General features: G+C 70.3%; 20 protein-coding genes. 10 read left to right on the top strand and 10 right to left on the bottom strand.

Annotation, left to right across the window (positions count from 1 at the left end; all coding sequences use genetic code 11):
• Positions 1 to 51 precede the first annotated feature (51 nt).
• On the bottom strand, positions 52 to 210 hold the full coding sequence (locus ACWD10_RS37465; protein ID WP_451098197.1) for a hypothetical protein: 159 nt from the start codon (positions 208 to 210) through the stop codon (positions 52 to 54).
• Between the two features lie 181 nt (positions 211 to 391).
• Here ACWD10_RS37465 and ACWD10_RS37460 point away from each other — a divergent pair, with 181 nt between their 5' ends.
• Positions 392 to 1,198: a MerR family transcriptional regulator gene (locus tag ACWD10_RS37460; RefSeq protein ID WP_451098196.1), complete on the top strand. Its 807-nt coding sequence runs from the start codon at positions 392 to 394 to the stop codon at positions 1,196 to 1,198.
• Between the two features lie 33 nt (positions 1,199 to 1,231).
• Here the strand turns inward: ACWD10_RS37460 and ACWD10_RS37455 are convergent, their stop codons facing one another.
• Genes ACWD10_RS37455 through ACWD10_RS37440 form a run of 4 tightly spaced genes read right to left on the bottom strand, consistent with a single transcriptional unit; the run spans position 1,232 to position 7,002 of the window.
• Entirely contained in the window at positions 1,232 to 3,421 is a 2,190-nt protein-coding gene (locus tag ACWD10_RS37455; protein ID WP_451098195.1) for a 3-hydroxyacyl-CoA dehydrogenase NAD-binding domain-containing protein, read from the bottom strand.
• A gap of 39 nt (positions 3,422 to 3,460) precedes the next feature.
• On the bottom strand, positions 3,461 to 4,675 hold the full coding sequence (locus ACWD10_RS37450) for an acetyl-CoA C-acetyltransferase (RefSeq protein ID WP_451098194.1): 1,215 nt from the start codon (positions 4,673 to 4,675) through the stop codon (positions 3,461 to 3,463).
• 21 nt (positions 4,676 to 4,696) lie between these two features.
• A complete protein-coding gene (locus tag ACWD10_RS37445) occupies positions 4,697 to 5,839 on the bottom strand; it encodes an acyl-CoA dehydrogenase family protein (RefSeq protein WP_451098193.1) in 1,143 nt (380 codons plus the stop codon).
• A gap of 23 nt (positions 5,840 to 5,862) precedes the next feature.
• The gene (locus ACWD10_RS37440; protein ID WP_451098192.1) at positions 5,863 to 7,002 is read right to left on the bottom strand and encodes a CaiB/BaiF CoA transferase family protein; all 1,140 of its coding nucleotides are present in this window, start codon (positions 7,000 to 7,002) and stop codon (positions 5,863 to 5,865) included.
• A 180-nt stretch (positions 7,003 to 7,182) separates the two neighbouring features.
• Here ACWD10_RS37440 and ACWD10_RS37435 point away from each other — a divergent pair, with 180 nt between their 5' ends.
• Entirely contained in the window at positions 7,183 to 8,373 is a 1,191-nt protein-coding gene (locus ACWD10_RS37435; RefSeq protein WP_451098191.1) for a saccharopine dehydrogenase family protein, read from the top strand.
• 36 nt (positions 8,374 to 8,409) lie between these two features.
• Here the strand turns inward: ACWD10_RS37435 and ACWD10_RS37430 are convergent, their stop codons facing one another.
• Entirely contained in the window at positions 8,410 to 9,153 is a 744-nt protein-coding gene (locus tag ACWD10_RS37430; protein ID WP_451098190.1) for an endonuclease V, read from the bottom strand.
• Between the two features lie 302 nt (positions 9,154 to 9,455).
• Here ACWD10_RS37430 and ACWD10_RS37425 point away from each other — a divergent pair, with 302 nt between their 5' ends.
• The 4 genes from ACWD10_RS37425 (at position 9,456) to ACWD10_RS37410 (ending at position 13,824) form a co-directional block, all read left to right on the top strand.
• Positions 9,456 to 9,752 carry a YciI family protein gene (locus ACWD10_RS37425; protein WP_451098189.1) on the top strand — a complete coding sequence of 99 codons (297 nt, stop codon included), beginning with the start codon at positions 9,456 to 9,458 and terminating at the stop codon, positions 9,750 to 9,752.
• A gap of 325 nt (positions 9,753 to 10,077) precedes the next feature.
• A complete protein-coding gene (locus ACWD10_RS37420; protein ID WP_451098188.1) occupies positions 10,078 to 10,494 on the top strand; it encodes an SsgA family sporulation/cell division regulator in 417 nt (138 codons plus the stop codon).
• Positions 10,495 to 10,898: 404 nt separating this feature from the next.
• Positions 10,899 to 12,605, top strand: a complete 1,707-nt coding sequence (locus ACWD10_RS37415; protein WP_451098187.1) for an ABC-F family ATP-binding cassette domain-containing protein — start codon at positions 10,899 to 10,901, stop codon at positions 12,603 to 12,605.
• A 244-nt stretch (positions 12,606 to 12,849) separates the two neighbouring features.
• Complete coding sequence (locus ACWD10_RS37410) at positions 12,850 to 13,824, top strand: acyl-ACP desaturase (protein WP_451098186.1); 975 nt, start codon at positions 12,850 to 12,852, stop codon at positions 13,822 to 13,824.
• A gap of 15 nt (positions 13,825 to 13,839) precedes the next feature.
• On the opposite strand, the gene ACWD10_RS37405 is transcribed toward ACWD10_RS37410, so the two are convergent.
• Positions 13,840 to 14,124, bottom strand: coding sequence for a WhiB family transcriptional regulator (locus tag ACWD10_RS37405; protein ID WP_451098198.1), 285 nt, complete (start codon positions 14,122 to 14,124; stop codon positions 13,840 to 13,842).
• Between the two features lie 281 nt (positions 14,125 to 14,405).
• Positions 14,406 to 15,194, bottom strand: coding sequence for a VOC family protein (locus ACWD10_RS37400; protein ID WP_451098185.1), 789 nt, complete (start codon positions 15,192 to 15,194; stop codon positions 14,406 to 14,408).
• A gap of 287 nt (positions 15,195 to 15,481) precedes the next feature.
• Here ACWD10_RS37400 and ACWD10_RS37395 point away from each other — a divergent pair, with 287 nt between their 5' ends.
• The gene (locus tag ACWD10_RS37395) at positions 15,482 to 16,711 is read left to right on the top strand and encodes a glycoside hydrolase family 64 protein (protein WP_451098184.1); all 1,230 of its coding nucleotides are present in this window, start codon (positions 15,482 to 15,484) and stop codon (positions 16,709 to 16,711) included.
• A gap of 31 nt (positions 16,712 to 16,742) precedes the next feature.
• Here ACWD10_RS37395 and ACWD10_RS37390 read toward each other — a convergent pair whose 3' ends face one another.
• Complete coding sequence (locus ACWD10_RS37390; protein WP_451098183.1) at positions 16,743 to 17,711, bottom strand: multicopper oxidase domain-containing protein; 969 nt, start codon at positions 17,709 to 17,711, stop codon at positions 16,743 to 16,745.
• A 187-nt stretch (positions 17,712 to 17,898) separates the two neighbouring features.
• Between ACWD10_RS37390 and ACWD10_RS37385 the strand changes: the two genes are divergently transcribed.
• On the top strand, positions 17,899 to 20,421 hold the full coding sequence (locus tag ACWD10_RS37385) for a ThuA domain-containing protein (protein ID WP_451098182.1): 2,523 nt from the start codon (positions 17,899 to 17,901) through the stop codon (positions 20,419 to 20,421).
• Between the two features lie 8 nt (positions 20,422 to 20,429).
• The gene (locus tag ACWD10_RS37380; RefSeq protein ID WP_451098181.1) at positions 20,430 to 22,700 is read left to right on the top strand and encodes an OmpL47-type beta-barrel domain-containing protein; all 2,271 of its coding nucleotides are present in this window, start codon (positions 20,430 to 20,432) and stop codon (positions 22,698 to 22,700) included.
• 42 nt (positions 22,701 to 22,742) lie between these two features.
• On the opposite strand, the gene ligD is transcribed toward ACWD10_RS37380, so the two are convergent.
• Positions 22,743 to 23,771 carry a non-homologous end-joining DNA ligase gene (ligD, locus tag ACWD10_RS37375; protein WP_451098180.1) on the bottom strand — a complete coding sequence of 343 codons (1,029 nt, stop codon included), beginning with the start codon at positions 23,769 to 23,771 and terminating at the stop codon, positions 22,743 to 22,745.
• A gap of 82 nt (positions 23,772 to 23,853) precedes the next feature.
• On the opposite strand from ligD, the gene ACWD10_RS37370 reads away from it, so the two are divergent.
• A complete protein-coding gene (locus ACWD10_RS37370; protein ID WP_451098179.1) occupies positions 23,854 to 24,921 on the top strand; it encodes an ATP-dependent DNA ligase in 1,068 nt (355 codons plus the stop codon).
• Positions 24,922 to 25,078 lie beyond the last annotated feature (157 nt).

Genomic DNA, 25,078 nt, shown 5'->3' with positions numbered 1-25,078 from the left:
GGCTGTTTGAGCAACAGCCCGCCCGGCGCCCGTTGGCGTCGAAGTGAGCCCTCAGAGCTCGTGCTTCTCGGCGCGCTCCGCCGCCGCGTGCACGCGGCCACGGGACCGCGTACCAACCCTGTAACCGGCGTCGCCCGCGTCCGCGGGCGGCTGGGAGGCGGCACCTGTGCGGGGTGGGGCCTCGACCGTCGTGACGGCATCCTTGCTCACGGGTAGATCCGACCCGTCTCACATAGCGGAACATCTCACATGCTGGACGGAGTGACGCCGGGCTCCGTCCGGCCATCCCAGAACTTTCTCAAGACTGGTGTGCCAGCAATACTGTTCCACCGGATACTTGATGTACGGACGCGGATCCGGATCGACGTACGACCTCAGATGGAGCGCAGCCATGACGACCGAGACGGACAGCGACGCGCGCGCGGATACGCATCCCGGGGCGCAGACCGGCGCGCACGCGCGCGCCACCGAGCCGAGCCTCACCGTCGACGAGCTGGCCGCCCGGGCCGGTGTCACCGTGCGCACCATCCGTTTCTACAGCACCCGCGGCCTGCTGCCGCCGCCCGTCATAGGACCGCGCCGCGTGGGGCACTACGGCCCCGACCACCTCTCCCGGCTCGCCTTGATCGAGGAGCTGCAGCACCACGGTCTGACGCTCGCCGCGATCGAACGGTATCTGGAGCAGCTGCCCGCCGATATGAGCGAGCACGATCTGGCCATCCACCGCGCCCTGGTGGCGAGCTGGATCCCGGACAGCGCCGAGGAGATGAGCCGCGCGCAGTTGGAGCGGCGGGCCGGGCGGCCCCTGACCGAGAAGGACGTCGACCGGCTCGCCGCGATGGACGTCCTGGAGCGCACCGACGATCCGGACACCTTCCGGATCGACCCGGGGATACTCCACCTCGGGGTGCGGCTCCTCGACGTACCGATCGGCCTCGACTCGATCCTCGCGGCGCGCAAGGTGATGCTCGAGCACTCCCGGGAGGCGGCCAAGGAGCTGACCCGGCTGTTCCAGGACGAGGTGTGGGGGCCGTACCGCGAACGGGAGCGGGACCCGGAGGCGGTGGCGGCGATGAAGTCACTCTCGGCCCATATGCAGCCGATGGTGGTGCAGGCCCTGGTGACGGCGTTCCAGCGGTCCCTCAAGGAGGAACTGCGGGCGCGGTACCAGAACCCCGAAGGGGCGCGGGAGGCCTGAACCTCCGGCGCCCCTTGGGCCTTGCGGGGCCGGTCAGTCGGTGAACTTCTCGCCCTTGTCCGCCTTTTCGACGAGCAGCGCCGGGGGCTGGAAGCGCTCGCCATAGCGCTCCGCGAGCTCCCGCGCCCGCGCTACGAAACCGGGCAGGCCGACGCCTACCCCGGCGCCGCCGTCGTAGCCGTTGATGTACTGCAGCACGCCACCGGTCCAGCCCGGGAAGCCGATGCCGAAGATGGAGCCGATGTTGGCGTCCGCCACCGAGGTCAGGACGCCCTCCTCCAACAGCCGTACGGTGTCGAGGGCTTCGGAGAACAGCATCCGCTCCTGCATGTCGCGGAACGGGATCTCGTACCCGGGCTTCGTGAAGTGCTCGCGCAGGCCCGGCCAGAGTCCGGTGCGCTTGCCGTTCTCGTCGTAGTCGTAGAAGCCCGCGCCGCCGCTGCGCCCGGGGCGCTCGAACTCGTCGAGCATCCGGTCGATGACCGCGTCCGAGGGGTGGGCCGGCCAGGTGCCGCCCGCCTCCTCGATGGCCTTCCGCGTCTCATTGCGGATCTTGCGCGGCAGCGTCAGGGTGAGCTCGTCCATCAGGGACAGGACCTTCGCCGGGTAGCCCGCCTGCGCGGCGGCCTGCTCCACCGAGGCGGGCTCGATGCCCTCGCCGACCATGGCGACGCCCTCGTTGATGAAGTGCCCGATGACGCGCGAGGTGAAGAAGCCGCGCGAGTCGTTGACGACGATCGGGGTCTTGTTGATCTGGCGGACCAGGTCGAAGGCGCGGGCCAGGGCCTCGTCGCCGGTGCGCTCGCCCTTGATGATCTCGACGAGCGGCATCTTGTCGACCGGCGAGAAGAAGTGCAGGCCGATGAAGTCGACCGGGCGGTCGACGCCCTCGGCGAGCAGCGTGATCGGCAGCGTCGAGGTGTTGGAGCAGAGCAGCGCGTCCGGCTCGACGACGCCCTGGATCTCCTGGAACACCTTGTGCTTGAGCGCCGGGTCCTCGAAGACCGCCTCGATCACCGCGTCACAGCCCGCCAGGTCCTGCGGGTCGGCGGTGGGCGTGATGCGGGCGAGCAGTGCGTCCGCCTTCTCCTGGGTCGTACGGCCGCGCGAGACGGCCTTGGCGCACAGCTGCTCGGAGTAGCCCTTGCCCTTCTCCGCGGCCTCCTGCGCCACGTCCTTGAGAACGACCTCGATACCGGCGCGGGCGCACGAGTAGGCGATGCCCGCGCCCATCATCCCGGCGCCGAGCACGGCGACCTTGCGGACCGTGCGCTGCTCGATGCCCTTGGGGCGGTTGGCGCCGGAGTTGACGGCCTGTAGGTCGAAGAAGAACGCCTGGATCATGTTCTTCGAGACCTGGCCGGTGACCAGCTCCACGAAGTAGCGGGCCTCGATGGTCTGGGCGGTCTCGAAGTCGACCTGGGAGCCCTCGACGGCGGCGGCGAGGATGTTGCGCTGGGCCGGGTAATTGGCGCCGCCCGTCTGCTTCTTGAGGTTGGCCGGGAAGGCGGGCAGGTTCGCGGCGAACTTCGGGTTCGCCGGGGTGCCGCCGGGGATCTTGTAGCCGGGCTTGTCCCAGGGCTGCGCGGACTGAGGGTGGGCGTCGATGAAGGCGCGGGCCTTGGCGAGCAACTCGTCCTTGTCGGCGGCCACTTCGTGGATGAGGCCGTTCTCCAGGGCGCGCTTCGGGTTGTACTGGTTGCCCTGGAGCAGCACCTTGAGCAGCGCGTCCGCGATGCCGAGCAGGCGTACCGTACGGGTGACGCCACCGCCTGCGGGCAGCAGGCCGAGGGTGGCCTCGGGCAGTCCGATCTTCGTGCTCGACGCGTCGAGGGCGACGCGGTGGTGGCAGGCGAGCGCGATCTCGTAACCGCCGCCGAGGGCTGCGCCGTTGATGGCGGCGACGACCGGCTTGCCGAGGGTCTCGATGCGGCGCAGGTCGCGCTTGATGCCCTGCCCGGCCTGGAAGGCGAGCTCGGCGGTCTCGGGCGTGACGGCGATGAGGTCGCGCAGGTCGCCGCCCGCGAAGAAGGTCTTCTTCGCCGAGGTGAAGATGATGCCGCGGACGCTGTCCTGTTCGGCTTCGAGGCGGTCGGCGATCGCGGTGAGGGACTCCTTGAACGCCTGGTTCATGGTGTTCGCGGACTGGTCGGGGTCGTCGAGGACGAGGGTGACGACGCCGGTCCCGTCCTGTTCCCAGCGGATGGTGGTGCTCTCGTTCATGACTGAGGTCTCCGTAAGTACCGGTGCGGGAAAGGACGTTCAGACGCGCTCGACGATGGTGGCGATACCCATGCCGCCGCCGACGCAGAGCGTGGCGAGGCCGTACCGCTTGTCCTGGCGCTCCAGTTCGTCGACCAGGGTGCCGAGGATCATCGCTCCGGTGGCGCCGAGCGGGTGGCCGAGGGCGATCGCGCCGCCGTTGACGTTGACCTTGTCGAGGTCGAGGCCCATGTCCTTGACGAAGCGCAACACCACGGCGGCGAACGCCTCGTTGATCTCGACCAGGTCGATGTCGTCGATGGTCAGGCCCGCCTTGGCGAGCGCCTTACGCGTCGCGGGCGCGGGCCCGGTGAGCATGATGGTCGGCTCGGAGCCGGAGACCGCGGCGGAGACGATCCGGGCGCGCGGGGTGAGCCCGTACCGCTCCCCCACCTCGCGCGAGCCGATGGCGACCAGGGAGGCGCCGTCGACGATGCCGGAGGAGTTGCCCGCGTGGTGCACGTGGTCGATCTTCTCGACCCAGTGGTACTTCTGGAGCGCGACCGCGTCGAAGCCGCCCATGTCGCCGATGTCCTTGAAGGACGGCTTGAGCGAGGCGAGCGAGTCGGCGGTGGTGCCGGGCCGCGGGTGCTCGTCGTGGTCGAGGACGGTCAGTCCGCTGCGGTCCTTGACCGGCACGAGCGACCGGTCGAAGCGCCCGTCCTTGATGGCGGCCGCGGCCCGCTCCTGGGACAGCGCGGCGTACTCGTCGACGTCCCGGCGCGAGAAGCCCTCGACGGTGGCGATGAGGTCGGCGCCGATGCCCTGCGGCACGAAGCCGGTCTCGAAGTTCGTCATCGGGTCGGCGAACCAGGCGCCCCCGTCCGAGGCCATCGGCACCCGCGACATCGACTCGACGCCACCCGCGAGCACCAGGTCCTCCCAGCCCGAACGGACCTTCATGGCCGCCAGGTTGACGGCCTCGAGGCCCGAGGCACAGAACCGGTTCTCCTGCACCCCGGCCACGGTGTCGGGCAGCCCGGCCGCGATGGCGGCGATCCGGGCGATGTCGGAGCCCTGGTCACCGACCGGCCCGACGACGCCGAGCACGATGTCGTCGACGGCCGCCGGATCGAGGTCCGGAAAGCGCCGCCTGACCTCGTGAATGAGGCCCACGACCAGGTCGATGGGCTTGGTGCCGTGCAGGGCGCCGTTGGCCTTGCCGCGCCCGCGCGGGGTGCGGATCGCGTCGTATACGTACGCTTCGGTGCTCAAGGTCTCATGCCTTTCTGAGGGTCAGCCGAGCAGAGAGCGACCGATGATCTCCTTCATGATCTCGGTCGTGCCGCCGTAGATGGTCTGGATACGTCCGTCGGTGAAGGCCTTCGCGACGCGGTACTCCGTCATATAGCCGTAGCCTCCGTGCAGTTGGAGACAGCGGTCGGCGACGCGCTTCTGCAGCTCTGTGGCCCACCACTTGGCCATGGAGGCGTGCACGGCGTCGAGTTCCCCGTTCGTGTGGTCGACGATGCAGCGGTCCAGGAAGGTGCGGGTGACCGCGCATTCGGTGGCCATCTCGGCGATCTCGAAGCGGATGTGCTGCAGCCGGGACAGGGGGCGGCCGAACGCCTCGCGCTCCTTGACGTACGCCGTAGTGATGTCGAGCAGGTGCTCGGCGGCGGCGATGGCGGCGACGGCGATGCCCATGCGCTCCTGGGCGAGGTTCGTCATGAGGTGCACGAAGGCGCCGTTCAACTCGCCGAGCAGGTTCTCCTGGGGCACGCGCACGTCGGTGAAGAACAACTCGGCGGTGTCCTGGGCCTTCTGGCCGATCTTGTCGAGGTTCCGGCCGCGCTCGAAGCCCTCCATGCCGCGCTCGACGACCAGCAGGGAAAGCCCGTGGGCACCGCCCTCAGGGGTCGTCTTGGCCACCACGATCACCAGGTCGGCGAGGATGCCGTTGGAGATGAACGTCTTGGACCCGTTGAGAATCCAGTGGTCGCCCCGGTCCTCGGCCGTCGTACGGATGCCCTGCAGATCGGAGCCCGCGCCCGGCTCGGTCATGGCGATGGCGGTGATGGTCTCGCCGGAGCAGAACCCCGGCAGCCAGCGCCGCTTCTGCTCGTCGGTGGCGAGCGAGGTCAGATACGGCCCGATGATGTCGTTGTGCAGCCCGACGGCGAGCCCGGCGGCGCCCGCGCGCGTGAACTCCTCGGCGAGCACGGCGCTGTAACGGAAGTCGTCGTTCCCGCCGCCCCCGAACTCCTCGGGCACGGCGAGCCCGAGCAGGCCCTGCCGCCCGGCGGCCAGCCAGGCCTCGCGTGGGACGATGCCGTCCTTCTCCCACTGCTCGTAGTACGGGGTGACCTCCTTGCTCAGGAAGGTGCGCACCGTCTGGCGGAACGCCTCGTGGTCCTCGGTGTACAGCTGTCGCTTCATGCCCGAAGGCGTCCGTGACTCCATCAGTCCTCGTCCTTTGTCAGATCCGGTACGCCCCAGTCGCGGGCCACGTCCGCGGTGTCGGCGCCGGGCTGTGCGGGCGGCCTGCGCAGGCTGCCCGGGGTCGCGGAGAACCGCGGGGCGGGCGCGGGCTGGGTGATGCCGCCGTGGTCGGCGAAGGTGCCGCGGGCCGCGAGATGCGGGTGCCGCGGGGCCTCGCGCAGCGAGAGCACGGGCGCGACGCACGCGTCCGAGCCCTCGAAGACGGCGGTCCACTCGTCCCGCGTACGGGTCCGGAACCGCTCGGCGATGGCCTCCCGCAACTCGCCCCAACGGGCCATGTCCTTACGCGCCGGAGCCTGCTCCTCGATCCCCAGCAGCCGCACGAACTCGTCGTAGAACTGCTGCTCCAGGGCGCCCACGGCCATATATCCGCCGTCGGAGGTCTCATAGGTCCCGTAGAACGGGCACCCGCCGTCGAGCAGATTGCTGCCGCGCCGGTCCTGCCAGCCACCGGCCGCCATCATCCCGTGGATCATCGCGGAGAGATGCGCGGCCCCGTCGACGATCGCGGCATCCACGACCTGGCCCTCGCCGGTGCTCCGGGCGTGCTGCAGCGCGGCGAGCACACCGATGACGAGATAGAGGGACCCGCCCGCGTAATCGCCCACGAGATTGGCCGGGACGGCCGGTGGCTCGTCGGGCCTGCCGATCATGCCGAGGGTGCCGGTGAGGGCGATGTACCCGATGTCGTGCCCGGCGCGCTGGGCCAACGGCCCGTCCTGACCCCACCCGGTCATCCGCCCGTACACGAGCCGCGGGTTACGGGCCCGGCACTCCTCGGGCCCGACGCCCAGCCGCTCGGCAACGCCCGGGCGATAGCCCTCGATCAGGACGTCGGCGCGCTCGGCCAGGGCGAGGACGCGCTTCGGCCCTTCGGGGGACTTGAGGTCGATGAGCACGGACCGCTTGTTGCGGTTGGTGACGTCGTACGCCGGGTCGATCGCGAGCCCGGCGCCGCCGGGGCGGTCCACGCGGACGACGTCGGCACCGAGGTCGGCGAGGAGCATCGCGGCGTACGGGCCGGGGCCGATGCCCGCGAGTTCGACGACCCGGACACCGGTGAGCGGCCCGTGCCGTTCCTGCGCTTCTGTCCCTGCCATCAAGCCCCCAGCGCTGTGACACTCCTGATGTAACACCGGTGATGCTAAGAACGCGTTCCACTGAACACAAGGGCCAAAGAGCAAGCGCTTAGAAAACGTGGGGTGCGCGTCGGCGACCGGAAGCCCTCGCGCTAGCCTCAGCCACCACAACGGCGCGGGCAGACGCTGAGGAGCGACAGCATGACCGGAAACGACAGAGCGGGACGCGCGTACGACATCGTGCTCTACGGCGCGACCGGCTTCGTCGGCGAGCTCATCGCCGAGTACCTGGCCACCCACGCCCCGCAGGGCGTCACTTGGGCCCTGGCGGGCCGCAGTAGGCAGAAGCTGGAGCACCTGCGGGACCGCCTCACCGGCATCGCCCCCGCGTGCGCGGACCTCCCGCTGCTCACCGCCGACGCCGACGACCCCGCCGCGCTGCGCCAACTCGCCGAGCAGGCCCGCGTCGTGGCGACCACGGTCGGGCCGTACATACTGCACGGCCAGGAGCTTGTCGCCGCCTGTGCCGAGGCCGGTACGGACTATCTCGACCTCAGCGGCGAGCCGGAATTCGTGGACCTGATGTACGTGCGGCACGACGCCCGCGCCCGCGAGACCGGCGCCCGGCTCCTGCACGCCTGCGGCTTCGACTCGGTCCCGTACGACCTCGGCGTGCTTTACACCGTGCAGCAGCTGCCCGAGGGCGTGCCGCTGAGCGTCGACGGATACGTCCGGTCCAACGCGACCTTCTCCGGCGGAACGTTCGCCTCCATGCTCACCGCGTTCTCGCGCGGGCGGCAGACGCTCGCCGCGGCCCAGGACCGACGTCGGCACGAGCCCCGCCTGGTCGGACGCCGGGCGTACGCGCCGGTGGGCGCGCCGCGGTACGCCAAGGAGGTGGACGCCTGGGCGGTGCCGCTGCCGACCATCGACCCGCAGATGGTGCAGCGCTCGGCCCGCGCCCTGGGGCGGTACGGCCCCGACTTCCGCTACCGCAACTACGCCGCCGTACGCCACCTGCCCGTCGCGCTCGGCGGCGCCGCGGCGATGGGCGCGCTCTTCACGGCGGCCCAGGTCGGACCCGCGCGGCGATGGCTGGGCAACCGGGTCGAGCCCGGCGAGGGACCGAGCCTGGAACGGCGCGAACGCAGCTGGTTCCAGCTGCGGTTCGTCGGCGAGGGCGGCGGACGCAAGGTCTACACGGAGGTGGCGGGCGGCGACCCGGGCTACGGCGAGACGGCGAAGATCTTCGCCGAGACCGCGCTGAGTTTGGTCCTCGACAAGCTCCCGCCCACGGCTGGTCAGGTCACCACGGCCGTCGCCCTGGGGGACCCACTGATCGCACGCCTGCGGGACGCGGGGATCACGTTCCGGGTGGCGGCTACGCGCTGACTCGGGGCGGGGCGGGCCTCCGCGGCACCGCGACGCTCAGGCACCCCCGCGCGGTGCCGCGGCGCTCAGCGCCCGGCGGCACAGTGCGTCCGCGCGTCGCGTGGTTTCCGGGAGCCGGTAGCGGGGCGCGAGGTGCAGGGTGTGCGCCACCGCGCGATCAAGGCTCACGCGGTGGCCGACCGAGACGAAGACCGGCTTCACGTCGTCGCGGGTGCGGACCGCGCGGCCGACCTCCTCGCGCCCATCCGTGAGGGCGGAGGTGCTGCCGCGCAGGGTGCCCGGCTGCTCGTACGTGAAGGTGAAAGGGCTCTTGGCGACGCCGATCGTGGGGAGCCCGGTGAGGACTCCGAGGTGCGCGGCGAGGCCGAAGCGGCGGGGGTGCGCACGGCCGTAGCCGTCGCACACCACGAGGCCCGGCTCCGCCCGCAGGGACGCCAACACGGCCAGGACCGTGGGGAGTTCGCGGAAGGCCAGGAGCCCGGGCACGTACGGGAAGGAGACCCGGCCCACGGCGGTGGCCTCCTCGACCACCTCCAGGGTCGCGGCGTCCAGGACGACGGCCGCCGCGGCGGCCACGGCCCCGTCGGCCCGCTCGTCGTCGTACGCGACATCGACGCCGACGACCGTGCCGGTGCCCGGCGCCGGACCCGGCTCGTCGAGCACCACCCGCGGCCGCAGCGCGTCCTGCACGGCGCGCGCCTCGGCCTCCGTCACGGGCCAGCCCTCAGGCACGGGGACCAGGCCGCCGCCCCCTCCTCCGGTCGCGTTCCGCTGCGTCATGACGCCCGAGCCTACGCGGCCACCCGGCGAGCGTGATCATGGCCCTCAGGACCCACCGTGCCCGCCGCGAACGGCCCGGCTCGCCGCCCCCGCGAGACCGGCCGAGGGCCACCCGGTCGGCCATCTGCTGCGGTTCCTGGCCTTCGGGGCCGGGGAGGTCGCGCCGGTGACCCGGGAGGTGCCGCGGCGGGCGGGCGGAGCGGGATCCGGAGCTGCGACCGCGGCGGCATGTGGGGTGAGGGCCGGGAGTGCATGCGGGGTGAGGGCCGGGAGTGTCAGTGCCCGGGAGTAGGCTCCGGATCATGTTCGTGCTCGAGTTGACCTACACCGCCCCCCTGTCCGCCGTCGACGAGCAGATGCAGGCCCATGTGGCCTGGCTCGACCAGCACTACGCGGACGGTACGTTCCTCGCGTCCGGCCGCAAGAACCCGCGGGACGGGGGTGTGATCCTGGCCGTCGGGGACGACCGCGCGGCGATCGAGAAGATCGTGGCGGCGGACCCGTTCGTGCTCGCCGGGGTGTGCGAGTACCGGGTCACGGAGTTCATCGCGACGAAGACGGTGGACGCCCTCGCCGCTTACCGGCAGCAGCCGCTCTAGGTCTTACGGATCACGCATCCGTGCCGTCGGCTCGGATGCTGCTCCTGGGGCTGCGCCCCCAGGGCTCCCTTTTGGGTGGGCGGGGCTCGTTCCCAAACGCCGGACGGGCTCGTTGTTCCGGTGGGTGTCCGCATTCCGGTGTGCAGTCCCCCGGGCAGCGGTCGCCCACCGGGCCCGGTCGGCCCTACCGTGGCGCCACCGACGGCGGCCGGGGCCGCATGCGCCGGTGACACACGTCACGGCCGCCCTCGTGCACGGATTCCGCAATTCCGCCGTCTACACGAGTGCCAGGCCCACCCGCCGAGGAGTCGCAAGGGAGCAGGCGTTGTCCATCGTCATCGAGCAGGCCGTTGAGGCCCGCCTCGTCGCCACCGCACCAAGAATGGCGACCATCCCCGCCACCCTGCGGTACGACGCCCACGACCCGTTCGCCGTCCGGATGGGGTTCCCCGCCCCGGCCACCCTCGAAGGCGTCGACGTGTTCTGGACGTTCGGCCGCGAACTGCTCAGCACCGGCACCGAGCGAGCCGTCGGCGAGGGCGATGTGCGCGTGCGCCCGTACGGCTACGACCGCACCGTCCTGGAGTTCCACGCGCCCGAGGGCACCGCCATCGTGCATGTGCGCACCGCCGAGGTGCGGACGTTCCTGCGGCGCACCGCCGCCGCGGTGCCGCCGGGCCAGGAACATCTCCACCTCGACCTGGACCAGGACCTCGACGCGCTGATCCGCGACGCCTGTTGAGGGACTCCTGGTCTGGCCTGGTCCGGCCCCCTGGCCTGGCCCCCTGGCCTGGCCCCCTGGTCAGGACTCCTGTTGAGGGCGGGATCATCCCGGCCGAAGAGGGGTTGACACCCCGTCGCACACTCCCTTACGCTGTACAAGCCTTGTTGCCGTCGATCGGAGTTGGACGTTGCTCTACTGAGGTCTTTGAGACACCGCGTACACGCAGTGACTTCTCCTGCACAGCAGTGACCCTTCCTGCGTACGTTGTGTGCGACCTCGGCAGTTGAGCCGTCCCCCGCAGCAGGGCTTTTTGTTGTTTCTCCCTTGCCCTCGCGGCCCCGGGCCCTCCCCCGCTCCGTCGCCCCGCGGTGTCTCAGCACGCTTCGCCCTGACCCTGCAAGCGCGCGCCGGAGGCCGCCCATATGTCTACCTTCGCCACCACATCCATCACCTGCTCCTCGCTCGACTTCGCCTGGCCGGACGGCACCGAGGTGTTCGACGGACTCCAAGTCGCCTTCGGACCCGGCCGCACCGGACTGATCGGCCTCAACGGGTCAGGAAAATCAACCCTGTTGAAGCTGATCGCCGGTGAACTCACCCCGGCCGACGGCACCATCCGCGTCACCGGCGAGATCGGCTATCTGCCGCAGAACGTCACGCTCGACACGGAACTGAGGGTCGATCAGGTACTCGGCATCGCCGAGACCCGGGCCGCCCTGCACGCCATCGAGGCCGGCGACGCCAGCGAGGCCAACTTCACCGCCGTCGGCGACGACTGGGACGTCGAGGAACGCGCCATCGCCACCCTCGACCAGCTCGGCCTCGGCGCGGAGCGGGGCATCGGCCTCGACCGCACCGTGGGCGAACTCTCCGGCGGCGAGTCCGTGTTGCTCCGCCTGGCGGCGCTGCTGCTCCGCAGGCCGGACGTACTGCTGCTCGACGAGCCGACGAACAACCTCGACCTGTTCGCGCGGCGGCGCCTCTACGCCGCCGTCGCATCCTGGCCGGGCCTGCTCGTCGTCGTCAGCCACGACCGTGAACTCCTCGACCTCGTCGACCAGATCGCCGAACTCCGCGGAACGAGAGGTGCGGCGCGTAGCGCCTCGTCTGAGGGTGGTGGTGGGCGACGGGCGGGCGAAATCGCCTGGTACGGCGGCAACTTCACCGCATACGAGGAGGCACTCGCCGTGGAACAGGAGGCTGCCGAGCGCATGGTGCGGGTCGCCGAGAGCGACCTGAAGCGGCAGAAGCGCGAACTCGCCGACGCCCACGTCAAGTTGGCCCGCCGCAAGCGGTACGGCCAGAAGATGTGGGACACCAAGCGCGAGCCCAAGGTCGTCATGGGCGAACGCAAGCGCCAGGCCCAGGTCGCCGCGGGCAAGCACCGCATCATGCACGAGGAAAAACTCACCGAGGCCAAGGAGCGGCTCGACGAAGCGGTCGAGGCCGTGCGGGACGACGACGAGATCCGCGTCGACCTGCCCGCCACCGCCGTACCGCCGGGCCGCGACGTCCTCACCCTGAAGGCGCTGCAACTCGCCTACGGCGCAAAGGTGGCAGGCCAGTTCGAGCTGCGCGGGCCCGAACGGATCGCCCTGGTCGGGCGGAACGGCGCGGGCAAGACCACGCTCCTGCGCACCATCTGCGGCGAGCTGACGCCGGTCGAGGGGGAAGCCGAACCCCACGTACCGCTCCGCTTCCTGCCGCAGCGGCTCAACGTACTCGACGAGAACCTGACGGTCGCCGAGAACGTCTGCCGGGCCGCGCCCGACGCCGGCAACAACCAGATCCGGGCCCGCCTCGCGCGGTTCCTGTTCCGGGGCGCGCGGGCCGATCAGCAGGCGGGCACACTGTCCGGCGGCGAGCGGTTCCGGGCCAGCCTGGCCGCGCTCATGCTCGCCGAGCCGGGGCCGCAACTCCTGATGCTGGACGAGCCGACGAACAACCTCGACATGGCCAGCGTCAAGCAGCTGACCTCCGCACTCGAGTCGTACGAAGGTGCGCTGATGGTGGCCAGCCACGACCTGGCGTTCCTGGAGTCGATCGGGGTGACGCGGTGGCTGCTGCTCGACGGTGAGCTGAAGGACACATCCGCGGCGGAGGTACGGAACATGATGAGCAGCCGCTGAGCCCCTGACCTCCCGAATCCGGGGCCGAAGGCGCCCCGCACCCCGGGGAGGACAAGCAAGATCCGGGGAGCAAGGGCAACACAGAAAACGAACATAACCGGGCATAACGGCCGGGCGGCACCCCCGCCCGGCCGTTGCCTTTACCCGCCCCTTAACCTACGGTCTCGTAACCTACGACACCGTAAGTAAGTCCCCAGGCACCACCTGTCCCACCTGTCCCACCAGTCCCCGCAGGAGCCCCACCGTGACGACGACTCCCCACCTCGGCAGCCCGGACACCTGGACCGACGCCCGGCTGCTCTTCGCCCTCGAGGAAGTGGTGGAGAAGGAACTCAACCGCCACATGAAGGTAGTCAAGGACTGGATGCCGCACGAGTACGTGCCGTGGGGCGACGGCCGTAACTTCCCGGAGTTCTTCGAGGACGGCGAGGCCTGGGAGCCCGGCCAGTCCAAGGTCACCGAGGTCGGCAAGATCGCCCTCGTGGTCAATCTGCTCACCGAGGACAACCTGCCGAGCTACCACCACGAGATCGCCACGCTCTTCGGCCGCGACGGCGCCTGGGGCACCTGGGTGCACCGCTGGACCGCCGAGGAGGGCCGGCACGGCATCGTGATGCGCGACTATCTGCTCGCCTCGCGCGCCGTCGACCCGGACAAGCTGGAGCAGTTCCGGATGGCGCACATGAGCGAGGGCTTCGAGTCCGACAACCGGCACTCGATGCTGCACTCGGTGGCGTACGTGGCCTTCCAGGAGCTGGCGACGCGGATCTCGCACCGGAACACCGGGCACCAGTCCGGCGACCCGGTCTGCGACCGGATGCTGGCCCGGATCGCCACCGACGAGAACCTGCACATGGTCTTCTACCGGAACCTGCTGAAGGCCGCCTTCGAGCTCGCCCCGGACCTGACCATGCAGGCCGTGCGGGACGTCGTGGTCAACTTCCGGATGCCGGGGCACGGCATGCCGGGCTTCGAGCGGGCCGCCGCGCAGATGGCCATCGGCGAGATCTACAACATGCGCATCCACCTCGACGACGTGCTGCAGCCCGTGCTCCGCTTCCTGAAGGTCATGGACATCGACGGGCTCGGCCCCGAGGGCCGCAAGGCGCAGGAGGAACTCGGTTTCTACCTGAGCGGCTTGGACTCCGAGGCGTCGAAGTTCGACGAGAAGCTCGCCGCCCGCAAGGCCCGCCTCGCGGCGCGCGCGGCCGCGCAGTAACGGGACCCAGGGGCACTAGCGGGGCGTCTGGAGCTTGCCGCGCTTGAGGCGGTCTCTCTCCTTCTCGGAGAGGCCGCCCCAGACGCCGAACCGCTCGTCGTTGGCGAGTGCGTACTCCAGGCAGGCCGCCCGACCCTCGCAGGCGAGGCAGATCTGCTTCGCCTCGCGGACGGAGCTGCCGGGCTCGGGGAAGAAGAACTCCGAGCCGGTCTGAGCGCACAGGGCGAGCTCCCGCCAGCCGGATTCGTGGTCGAGGGGCCCGGTCGACTGCTTCGCTGACGCGGTCGGGGCCGCGGTCACGGTCGGGGCCGCGGTCAATGTGGTCCCGGTAGTCCGTGCGGTCGCGGTCCGTGCGGTCGCGGACGCCGGGTCCGGAGAGATGCTGTTGCCGATCATGTCGACGATCGTGGCGCAGCCCGAGAAACAACAGATCAACGATCGCTCAACACCCGTTCATGCCGAGCGCCCCCGGCGCAAGATGGCGCGCCGGGGGGACCGGAGGATCGGCCGACATTCGCCCCCTTCCGGTGCGCCTGTCCGTCAGATCTTCACCGGCCGACCGGCACAAACCACCGCCGAGGTCACCCCTGCTCAGGTTCGGGCTTGAGCACCGCGAAGTGGGCGCCGAAGGGGTCGCTGAGCTTCGCGAACCGGCCCACTCCCGCCATGGACACCGGCTCGGCCCGCACCGAACCGCCGAGCTCCTTCGCCTTCGCCACGGCCGCGTCGCAGTCGTCGACCGCGAAGTACGGCAGCCAGTGCGCCTGGCCGCCCGCCTCCACCGGGTCGGACGCCTGGGGCACGATGCCGCCGAACATGTCGTCCTCGCCGCCGTCCGCGGGCAGCACCGTCGTGTACGAGCCACCGGGGAAGGACACGTCGAAGGTGCCCTGGCCGAGCGCGGCGCCGTAGAACGCCACCGCCTCGGACACCTGGCCGGTATACAGCTCGATCCAGCACAGGCTGCCCGTGGCCATCAGGGATTCGAGCCCCTTCATCGTGCCAGGCTGCCAGAGGCCGAACGTGGCGCCCGCCGAGTCCTCACAGATCGCCATCCGGCCCAGGTCGCCCACGTCCATGGGCTGGAGGACGACGGTGCCGCCGGCCCCCTCCACGGCCTTCACCGTGGCGTCGACGTCCGGGGTCTGGAAGTACACCGCCCAGGCCGGGGCGCCCTGGCCCGAGGGCACCTGCATGCCGCCCGCGACGCGCTTGCCGTCGCTTCGGTAGGTGACATATCCACCGAACTCCTCGGCGGCGTGTGCCTCCCAGCCGAAGAGACCGCCGTAGAAGGAGTTGGCCGCCTCGATATCGGGGCTGCCGACATCGGCCCAGTTCACCGAGCCGGTCTTGAAGTCCGTGGTGAGCATGGTCGTTCGCTCCTTTGCGAGTCCTGCTCTGAAGAGAGTGCTACTTCTGCTCCGAGGAGCCGTTTCTCCTGACGTTTTGAGTCTGGCACCGGGCACTGACACTCGCCGCTGGAGCCGCCGCCCCTGCCGTCAAGTTGTGAAGAAATCCGCTTCTTGGGAGCGCTCCCAGTCATAACCCTTGACGGCATAACGGCACCTCGCAACAGTGGTCGCACCGCGGGCCCCGCGCCGCACTCCGGCGCCCCCACCTCATGTGTGCCCGCGCCCCCACACCTTCAGGAGACTCCGTGATTTCGCGTCGAGTGTTCTTGTCCGCCGCCGCCGGAACCGCCACCGCGGCCACCCTCCCCCTCTGGGCCCCCGCCCTCGGCCCTCGGGTCTCGGCCGCGCCGCAGACCTGCGAACTCGCCCTGCAGAACAAGTCGTTGCCGGGAAGGGTCAACGCGTACGTCACCGGGCACGAGCTGAGCACCGACCGCTGGGTGCTGCTGCGCGCCGACGGTGAGTTCTACCGGCCCGAGTCGCCGTCCGAGCCGCAGACACCGCTGCCCGTCGACTGCGCGATACCCCTCAAGGACGCCGGTTCCGACCCGGTCGTGCTGACCCTGCCTCAGATGTACGGGGCCCGCGTCTACTTCGTACGCGACGACAAGCTGGACTTCTTTCTCAACCCGGGCCCTTCTCTTGTGGAGCCCGCTTTCGCCACCAAGGAAGACCCCAACTACGGCCGCACCTGGTCGTTCTGTGAATTCACGTTCAACACAGAACAGCTGTACGCCAACATCAGCTACGTCGACCTGGTGACCGCCGTGCCGATCGGCCTGACCCTGGAGGGCGACGCCAAGCACGAGGTCGCCCCGCTGCCCGACGGGGCCGTGACCAAGATCGCCGACGACCTCGCCGCGCAGGCCGCCAAGGACGGTCAACCGTGGGACAAGCTGGTCGTACGGGGAGAAGGAGGCAGCGACGTCCTACGCGTCATCTCGCCGCAGAACCTCATGGCGCCGTACGCCGACCGGCCCGACGAGATGCCGTTCAAGGACGTCTGGACCGAGTACGTGGACAAGGTCTGGGAGAAGTACAGCGGCGAAGACCTCCGCATCGACCTCCAGGGCGGGCGCGGCGTCCTGGCCGGGCGGGTCAGCGGGGACACGCTCACCTTCGAGGGCGGGCACACCTTCGCCAAGCCTTCCTCGTGGGACATCTTCACCTGCGACCACGGGCCGTTCACCAACAACCCGGACGACTCCGAGGACAAGAAGGGCCTGCTCGCCCGGCTCGCCGCCGGATTCAACCGGAGCCTGATGCTCACCCACCCCGAGCAGCCCAACGGAGCCACGGCGGCCGACTACTACCAGGACCCCGTGACCAACCACTGGGCCCGCGTCGTGCACGCCAACTCGCCCATCGGGTACGCCTTCCCGTACGACGACGTCCTGCCGGACGGGCAGCCGGACCAGTCGGGCGCGGCGCACGACGGGAACCCGCGGCGGTTCACGGTGGCGGTGGGGTCGTAAGGCCAGGAAAGGCGCGGGCCCCGAGCGCCCGCTAGTGGTGGTCCTGGTGGCCCGGAATCGTCCCATCCGGCTTGGCCACCAGGAGCATCCCCGCCATCCCCATGTCCGAGTGGCTCTGCACGTGGCAGTGGTACATCCACGCCCCGGCGCCCACGCCCTCGCCCGCGACGACCTGGAAGCCGAAGGAGTCCGCGGGGCCGGTGATCTTGTTGTCGATGACCGGGGTCGGGTCGTCCGGGCCCGCGAGGATGCCGGTGCGGTTGTCCGCCCAGCGGTGACCGTGCAGATGGAACGTGTGGTAGTACTCGCCGTGCGTGATCATCACGATCTCCACCCGGTCCCCCACCGTGGCCTTGAAGTCCGGCCCCTTCGGGAGGTTGTTGATGGTCATGTCGTTGAAGACGATCGTGTACGTGTGGTCGGGCAGCACATCGCCCTTGCGGCGCACGATCAGTGGGCCGTAGAGGCCCTTGCGGAGCCCGCCCGTGCCGTGGTCGGTGCCGACGACGTGGTCGTGGTAGTTCCAGTAACCGGCGCTGCCCGCCCGCCAGGTGCCGTCCGCGCGCTGGCCCGGGGCATGGGTGCGCCAGGTGTAGGTGCGCGAATCGCCCGGTGGGACATGGGAGTTGTTGTGGCGGGTGCCGTCGCTGGTGATCTCGTAGTCCACGCCGTGCGGGTGCAGGCTCACGTCGACGTCGGTGGTGTTCTCGACCTCGATGTGCAGGGTGTCGCCCTCGACCAGTTCGATCAAGGGGCCGGGGATGGTCGCCTTGCTCCGCTCAAGGCCGTAGCCCATCTGCCCGTCGGCCAGCTGCTCGACGTACAGCTTCAGGTGCCGGTCCGCGAAGCGCGCCTGCGCGCGGGGCGCCCCTTCCGCAGCCTCGGCCGCACCGCCCAGCGCCGACATCGATGTCAGACCGGTGGCCACCACCGCTCCCCCGGCGAAGAGCCGCCGGTTGAAGCCGCGTCTGCCCACCGCGCCGTGGTCCGCCTCGGTCATTCCGAAATCCCCCTGCCCGTCGCCCAGTTGCTGCGCCCGCGAGGCCCACACCGTAGCGACGGGATCGCCGTTTATCCACACCAAGGACAAAGTTCGTGCAGTTGTGGTCATACCTATTGGCGAGCCGCGAAAAGAGGTCTAGCTTCCTTGGCGCTGTTGCCGTGACTGACTAGGGGTGGGTGACCACATGCGGTTCACTTCGCACCACAGACCCGTCGCTTTATGCGAGTTGAGAGCACCAGGACGCAGAACCTCGGCCAGGAGGCGCAGGACCTGGGGCGCCGTGGCCGCCGCCGCGTCCCTGACCGCCGGGCTGCTCGTCTCCTCCTCACCCGCCACCGCGCGGCCGTACCCCGACGATCCGCCGACAACGATGTCGCTGCCCTCCCCACCGGGCAGCGACACAGTGCGCGTACTTGTCTTCCACGCCTCCGCGACCGAGGAGTCCCCGGTCGTCAACGCCGGAATCGAGGCCATCGAGAAGATCGGCCGGTCCGGGCCCGAGGAGGAGCAGTTCACCATCACGGCCACGGATGACGCCTCGGTCTTCACCGACGCCGCGCGGCTCGGCACGTACAACGCCGTGGTCTTTCTGACCGGCGGCGGTGATGTGCTCGACGGCGAGGAGGAGTTGGGGCTCGAAACGTATATGGAGGCCGGTGGCGGGTTCCTCGGCCTGCATGACGCGGCGCGCACCGAGCCGTACTCCGACTGGTTCTCGGGTCTGATCGGCGCCCGCCCGGTCAAGGGCAGCGGCGCCACGGCGCAGCGCGCCACCGTCGAGGTCGGCGACCGGCGCCATCCGGCCACGTCCGGCCTGCCGCTCCAGTGGAAGCGGCCCGACAAATGGTTCAACTGGCAGGCCAATCCGTCCGGTTCGGTGCACACCGTGGCCCGGGTGCGCGAGTCGACGTACCAGGCGGGTGAGGGCGCGAACGGCTGGGACCATCCGGTGTCCTGGTGCCGTGACTACGACGGCGGCCGGTCCTTCTACACCGCGATGGGCGGCACCTCGGACGCGTACGCCGAGACGGACTTCCGTGCGCATCTGCGCGGCGCCCTGATGTGGACGACCCGCCTCGCGCGGGCCGACTGCAAGGCCACCATCACCTCCCACTACCAGGCGGAACGGCTCACCAAGCCCAACCAGCCGGGACAGAACGACCAGATCGGCGAGCCGCACGGCCTCGTCACCGCCAAGGACGGCCGGGTCCTGTACATCGGCCGCGGCGGCGCCGACGCCTCGCAGCCCGTGGTGACCGACTGGAACGACCCGAATATCGGCAAGGGCAACGGCGAGATCCACGTCTGGGACCCGAAGACCCAACAGGTCACGCTCGCCGGGGCGCTGACCGTCTTCGGCAACAAGGGCGGCGGCGACGAGCTGATCAAGAACGAGGAGGGGCTGCTCGGCATCGAGCTCGACCCGGACTTCCTGACCAACGGCTGGGTGTACCTGCACTACACACCGCACTCGGAGATCAACCGCGAGACCCATATGGCCGAGCGCCGCGTCTCCCGCTTCACCCTGGACCTGAGCACGAACAAGCTGGTGCCGAACACCGAGAAGGTGCTCCTCAAGTGGCCGGTGCAGATCCACAGTTGCTGTCACGCGGGTGGCGGCATGGCCTGGGACTCGAAGGGCAACCTCTACATCGCGACCGGGGACAACAACTCCAGCCGGTTCAGCGACGGTTACTCCGGCAACAACCCGGAGCCGAATTTCCGGGGCGTCTCCTTCGCGGACGCGCGCCGCACCGCGGGCAACACCAACAACCTCAACGGCAAGATCCTGCACATCCACCCGGAGCCCGACGGCACATACACGCTCCCGGAGGGCAACCTCTTCACCGGTGACGAGCCCGACGAGGGCGGCGGCAAGACCCGCGGCGAAATCTACGTCATGGGGGTGCGCAACCCGGCCCGGATCGCCGTCGACCCGAAGACCGACATCCTGTACGCCGGTTGGGTCGGGCCGGACGCCGGGGAGCCGTCGACGACCTGGGGCCCGGCGAAGTACGACACGTTCGCCGCGATCACGGGTCCCGGCAACCACGGCTGGCCGTACTGCATGGGCAATAAACAGCCCTACCGGGACCGCAATCTGCCGGACCCGACCAAGCCGCTCGGCTGGTACGACTGCGATGCCCCGAAGAACGAGTCGCCCAACAACGACGGCCTGGTGAACATCCCGCCCATCACGTCCAACACCATCTGGTACTCGCCCCAGGGCGGCGGCCCGGACTTCCCCCGGGACGCGAACGGCATCCCGTCATACAAGGCGGACGAGCAGACGTTCCGCCTGCCGTGGCTGAAGGGCGGCGGGCAGGCCGCCATGAACGGCCCGGTCTACCGGTACGACGCCGACAGCGCGAGCACCACCAAGTGGCCCGCGTACTGGGACGGCAAGTGGTTCGTCGGTGACTTCTACGACGGCGAGCAGCCGCGGCACGCGGTGCTCACCGACCCGAACACCGTCGGCAAGGGCGGGCTTCCGGTGCACGCCGAGTCCCTGAAGCAGATCGTTCCGGTCGGGAACGACGGCATCAAGAACCTCATGGACTGGAAGTTCGGCCCGGACGGCGCGCTCTATGTCCTCGACTACGGGCGCGGCTTCTTCACCTCGGACGCCAAGTCGGCGCTGTGGCGGGTCACTTACACGGGTGGCCCGGCGACGCCGAGCGCCGCCGACCTCGCGCGGAAGGGCTGATCCACACGATGAGACGCAAACACGGACACCCGCATCGGCACCGGCCCCGGCCCCGGCCCCGGCACGCACACCTGCGCATCCTGCTCGCGGTCCTGCTCGTCACCCTGGGCCTGTCCGCCCCCGCCGCGCAGGCGCAGCCCGACCCCGTGGCGCTCCCCGAGGGCGGGGGCGCGGCGGCGCAGCAGGTCCTCACGTGGACCGCGGGCGACCCCATCGACTCGTACCTGTCGGCGCCGACCACGGCGGTCGCCGGTCGGACGACGATCGTCTTCGAGAACAGTGCGGCGACCGGCAACACCACCGGCATGCCGCACACCCTGACCTTCGACGTCTCCGACCCCGAGTACAACAACGACGTACAGCTGAACATCCTCGCCAACCCGGGCGACGACCAGGGCGGCCGCCACACCGCGGAGGTCACGCTCACGCCCGGCCGGTACCTCTACCACTGCACGATCCCGGGCCACGGCACGATGCAGGGCATCCTCAACGTGACCGAGGGCGGCGGTGAGGACACCACGGCGCCGGAGACCGCCGCCAAGGTCGAGGGCGCGCAGAACTCCGAGGGCGCATACGTCGGCCAGGCCACCGTCACCGTGACGGCCACGGACGAGGAGGGCGGCTCGGGGGTCGACCGGATCGAGTACGCCATCGGGGACGCGGGCGCGTGGCAGCCGTACACGAATCCCGTGGTCGTCGACCAGGTCGGCAGCCACAGGATCCGCTATCGGGCGTTCGACACGGCGGGCAATGTCGCCGCCGAGAAGGCCGTCGAGTTCACGGTGGTGGCGCCGCCGACGGACGACACCGAGCCACCCGGGACCTCCGCGACCGTCTCCGGCGAGCAGGACGAGCAGGGCCGGTACGTCGGCACCGCGACGGTCACGGTCGCCGCGTCGGACCCGGGCTCGGGCGTGAACACGATCGAGTACGCACTGGGCGACGCGGGCGCGTGGCAGCCGTACACGGCCCCCGTGGCGCTCCACGAGCCCGGTACGTACAAGGTCCGCTACCGGGCCACGGACAAGGCGGGGAACGTGGCCGCCGAGAAAGCCGCCGAGTTCACGGTGGTGGCAGCGCCCGTCGAGGACACGACGCCGCCGGTCGCCGCGGCGGAGGTCACCGGATACGTCAACTCCGATGGCGCGTACGTCGATTCGGCCAAGGTCACGGTGACGGCCGCGGACGAGCACGGCGGCTCCGGCGTCGCGAAGACCGAGTACTCCCTGGACGGCGGCCCCTATCTCGCGTACACCGAACCGCTGAAGGTCGAGCGCGTGGGGCGGCACACGGTGGCGTACCGGGCGACCGACCAGGCGGGCAACACCTCAGAAGCGCGCACCGTCGCCTTCTCCGTCGTCGCGGGCGGCGGCGGACCGGCCCCGCACTGCCCGGAGTACGACGAGCGGCCCACGGTGTTCGTGGGTACGGTCGACAGCGGCGTACCGAACCGCATGACCCAGAACCGCTGCTACATCAGCGAGTTGATCGAGGACGAAAAGGACTGGTCATCGCACGCCCTGTTCCTCAAGCACGTCGATCAGATCCTCGACGGGCTGCTCGACCAGGGCGTCATCGACGAGCGCGAGCACGGCACGGTCCGCGCGGCCGCCGAGAAGTCCGGCATCGGCCTGCCGGGCCGGACCGAGGGCTACCGCACGATCTTCGACGGCACCCAGTCATCGTTCGACCGCTGGCAGCAGGTGGGCGGCGGCAGGTTCGCCCTGAACGGCGACGGCTCGATGACCAGCAGTACGACGGTCGAGGGCATGGGCATGCTGTGGTTCCCGGAGCGGAAGTACGACGACTTCTCGCTGAAGCTCCAGTGGCGGGACGACGCACCGGGCGACGGCAACGCCAACGCCGGGGTGTTCGCGCGCTTCCCGCAGGTCCATGACCATCCGGAGGAGCCGCGCCCGGAGTGGGTGGCCATCAAGTACGGCCACGAACTGCAGATCCTGGACCGCCCGGACGGCGACCTGTACAAGTCGGGCTCGGTCTACGGCTTCGACCGGGTCGGCCTCGCGGGCGCCGGGGTCACCCCGAAGGGCACGTGGAACGAGTACGAGATCCGGGTGGTCGACCAGCACTACGAGGTGTACCGCAACGGCGAACTCATCAACGAGTTCGACAACACGGGCGGCCAGGAGTCCTACCCCCCGCGCGCGGACGACCCGGGCACGGACGGGCGCCGGTATGCCTCCGGGTATGTCGGGCTCCAGGTGCACGGGGTGACGGATGTGATCTCGTACCGGGACATCCGGATCAAGGAGCTGTAGGCGGCACGGGGCAGCACGGCGGGAATTGCCGGGCCGGGCGGGTCAGTCGTCGTGACGCGCCCGGCTCGGCTGTACCCGCTTGGGCTCGCCGGGCATCTTCGGGTACTCCGGCGGATAGGGCAGGTCGCCGAGGCCGCGGTCGCGCTCGTCCCGGTCGGCGAGTTCGAGGAGCGCGTCGAGGGAGTACGTGTGGTCCTCCATGTCGGCGTGTACGTCGCCGAGTTCGGCGTAGCGCTTCGGCATCGTCGCCAGGTCGAAGTCGTCGGGGGCGATATCGCCGACGGTCAGCTCGTCCCAGCGCAGCGGGGCGGAGACGGTGGCGTTCGGGTTGGCGCGGATCGAGTAGGCGGAGGCCATGGTGCGGTCCCGGGCGGCCTGGTTGTAGTCGACGAAGATCCGCTCGCCGCGCTCCTCCTTCCACCAGGACGTGGTGACCCTGTCCGGCATCCGGCGCTCCAGTTCACGGCCGCAGGCGATGACGGCGCGGCGCACCCGCACGAACGACCAGCGCGGTTCGATCGGCACGAAGACATGCACACCGCGGCCGCCGGAGGTCTTCGGCCAGCCGCGGAGGCCGCCGAACTCGTCCAGGACATCCCGGAGTTCATGGGCGGCGCGGATGATGTCGTCGAAGTCGGTGCCGGGCTGCGGGTCCAGGTCGATGCGGAGCTCGTCGGGGTGGTCGGTGTCCGCGCGCCGTACCGGCCAGGGGTGGAAGGTGAGGGTGTTGAACTGGGCGGCCCAGACGACGGCGGCGACCTCGGTGGGGCAGAGCTCGTCGGCGGTGCGGCCGGAGGGGAAGCTGATGCGGCCGGTGGGGATCCAGTCGGGGGTGTTCTTGGGGGCGCGCTTCTGGTAGAAGGACTCGCCGGTGACTCCGTCGGGGTAGCGCTCCAGGGTGGTGGGCCGGTCGCGCAGGGCGCGCACGATGCCGTCGCCCACGGAGAGGAAGTACGTGGCGACGTCGAGCTTGGTGAAGCCGCGCTCGGGGAAGACGACCCGGTCCGGGCTGGACAGCCGCACCTCGCGGCCACCGGCATCGAGCTGCACGGCCTGTGCACGACCACCCATGCGAGCCAGCGTAGAGCGGCGGACCAGGGGCCGCATATCGAGATATCGAGCAGAGAAGGCCCCCGGGGCGGAGAATCGGACCATGGATCTGCCGGTGCTGCCGCCCGTGCGGCCGATGCTCGCCAAGTCGGTGAAGAAGATCCCGCCCGCCATGCAGTACGAGGCGAAATGGGACGGCTTCCGGGCGATCGTGTTCCGCGACGGCGACGAGATCGAGCTCGGCAGCCGCACGGGGAAGCCGCTGACCCGCTACTTCCCGGAGCTGGTGGCGGCGCTGCGGGAGCGCCTTCCGGAGCGGTGCGTTCTGGACGGCGAGATCGTGATCGCGAAGGACGGCCGCCTGGACTTCGACGCGCTCACGGAACGTATCCACCCGGCGGAGTCGAGGGTCCGGACGCTGGCGGAGCGCACCCCGGCGTCCTTCATCGCCTTCGACCTCCTGGCCCTGGCCGACGAGGCCCTGCTCGACCTGCCGCTCGCCGACCGTCGGGACCGCCTGGTGGCGTGCCTGGCCGGGGTGACGGCGCCGGTGCATGTGGCGCCCGCGACGACGGATGTGGCGGTGGCGGAGGACTGGTTCCAGGCGTACGAGGGGGCGGGCCTGGACGGCGTGATCGCCAAGCCCCTCGATCTGCCGTACCGCCAGAACGAACGCCTGATGTACAAGATCAAGCACGAGCGGACCGCGGATGTGGTGGTGGCGGGCTACCGCTTCCACAAGACCGGCCCGGTGGTGGGTTCGCTGCTGCTCGGCCTGTACGACGACGGGGGCACGCTCCAGCACGTGGGGGTGTGCGCGGCGTTCCCGATGAAGCGGCGGGCGGAGCTGGTGGAGGAGCTGGAGCCGCTGCGGATGCCGCCTGCGGAGACCGGGGAGCATCCGTGGGCGGCCTGGGCGGACGAGGCGGCGCACGAGACGGCCCGCCTCCCGGGCGCGCCGAGCCGCTGGTCCGGCACGAAGGACCTGTCGTGGGTGCCGCTGCGGCCGGAGCGGGTGGCGGAGGTGGCATACGACCACATGGAGAACGGCGCCCGCTTCCGGCACACGGCCCAGTTCCGCCGCTGGCGCCCGGATCGCTCGCCGCTCAGCTGCACGTATGACCAGCTGGAGGAGCCGGTGGGGTACGACCTGGCAGAGGTTCTGGGTTGATTCCCCAGCCCCGCCCCTTCCCGGCTGTGTCGATATGCGGCTAACGCCGCGTGGTTGCAGCAGCTTCGGGGCTGCCGCCCCGGACCCCGCCGCAGATATCGCGCAGGGGGGTACCTCCCTGCTCGAACGCAGTTGAGAGCTTGGGGGAGCGCTCGTC

The organism is Streptomyces sp. NPDC002851 (assembly GCF_053591935.1).
Note: the sequence above shows the minus strand (reverse complement) of the source record. Positions and strands in the feature narration are given on the sequence as shown.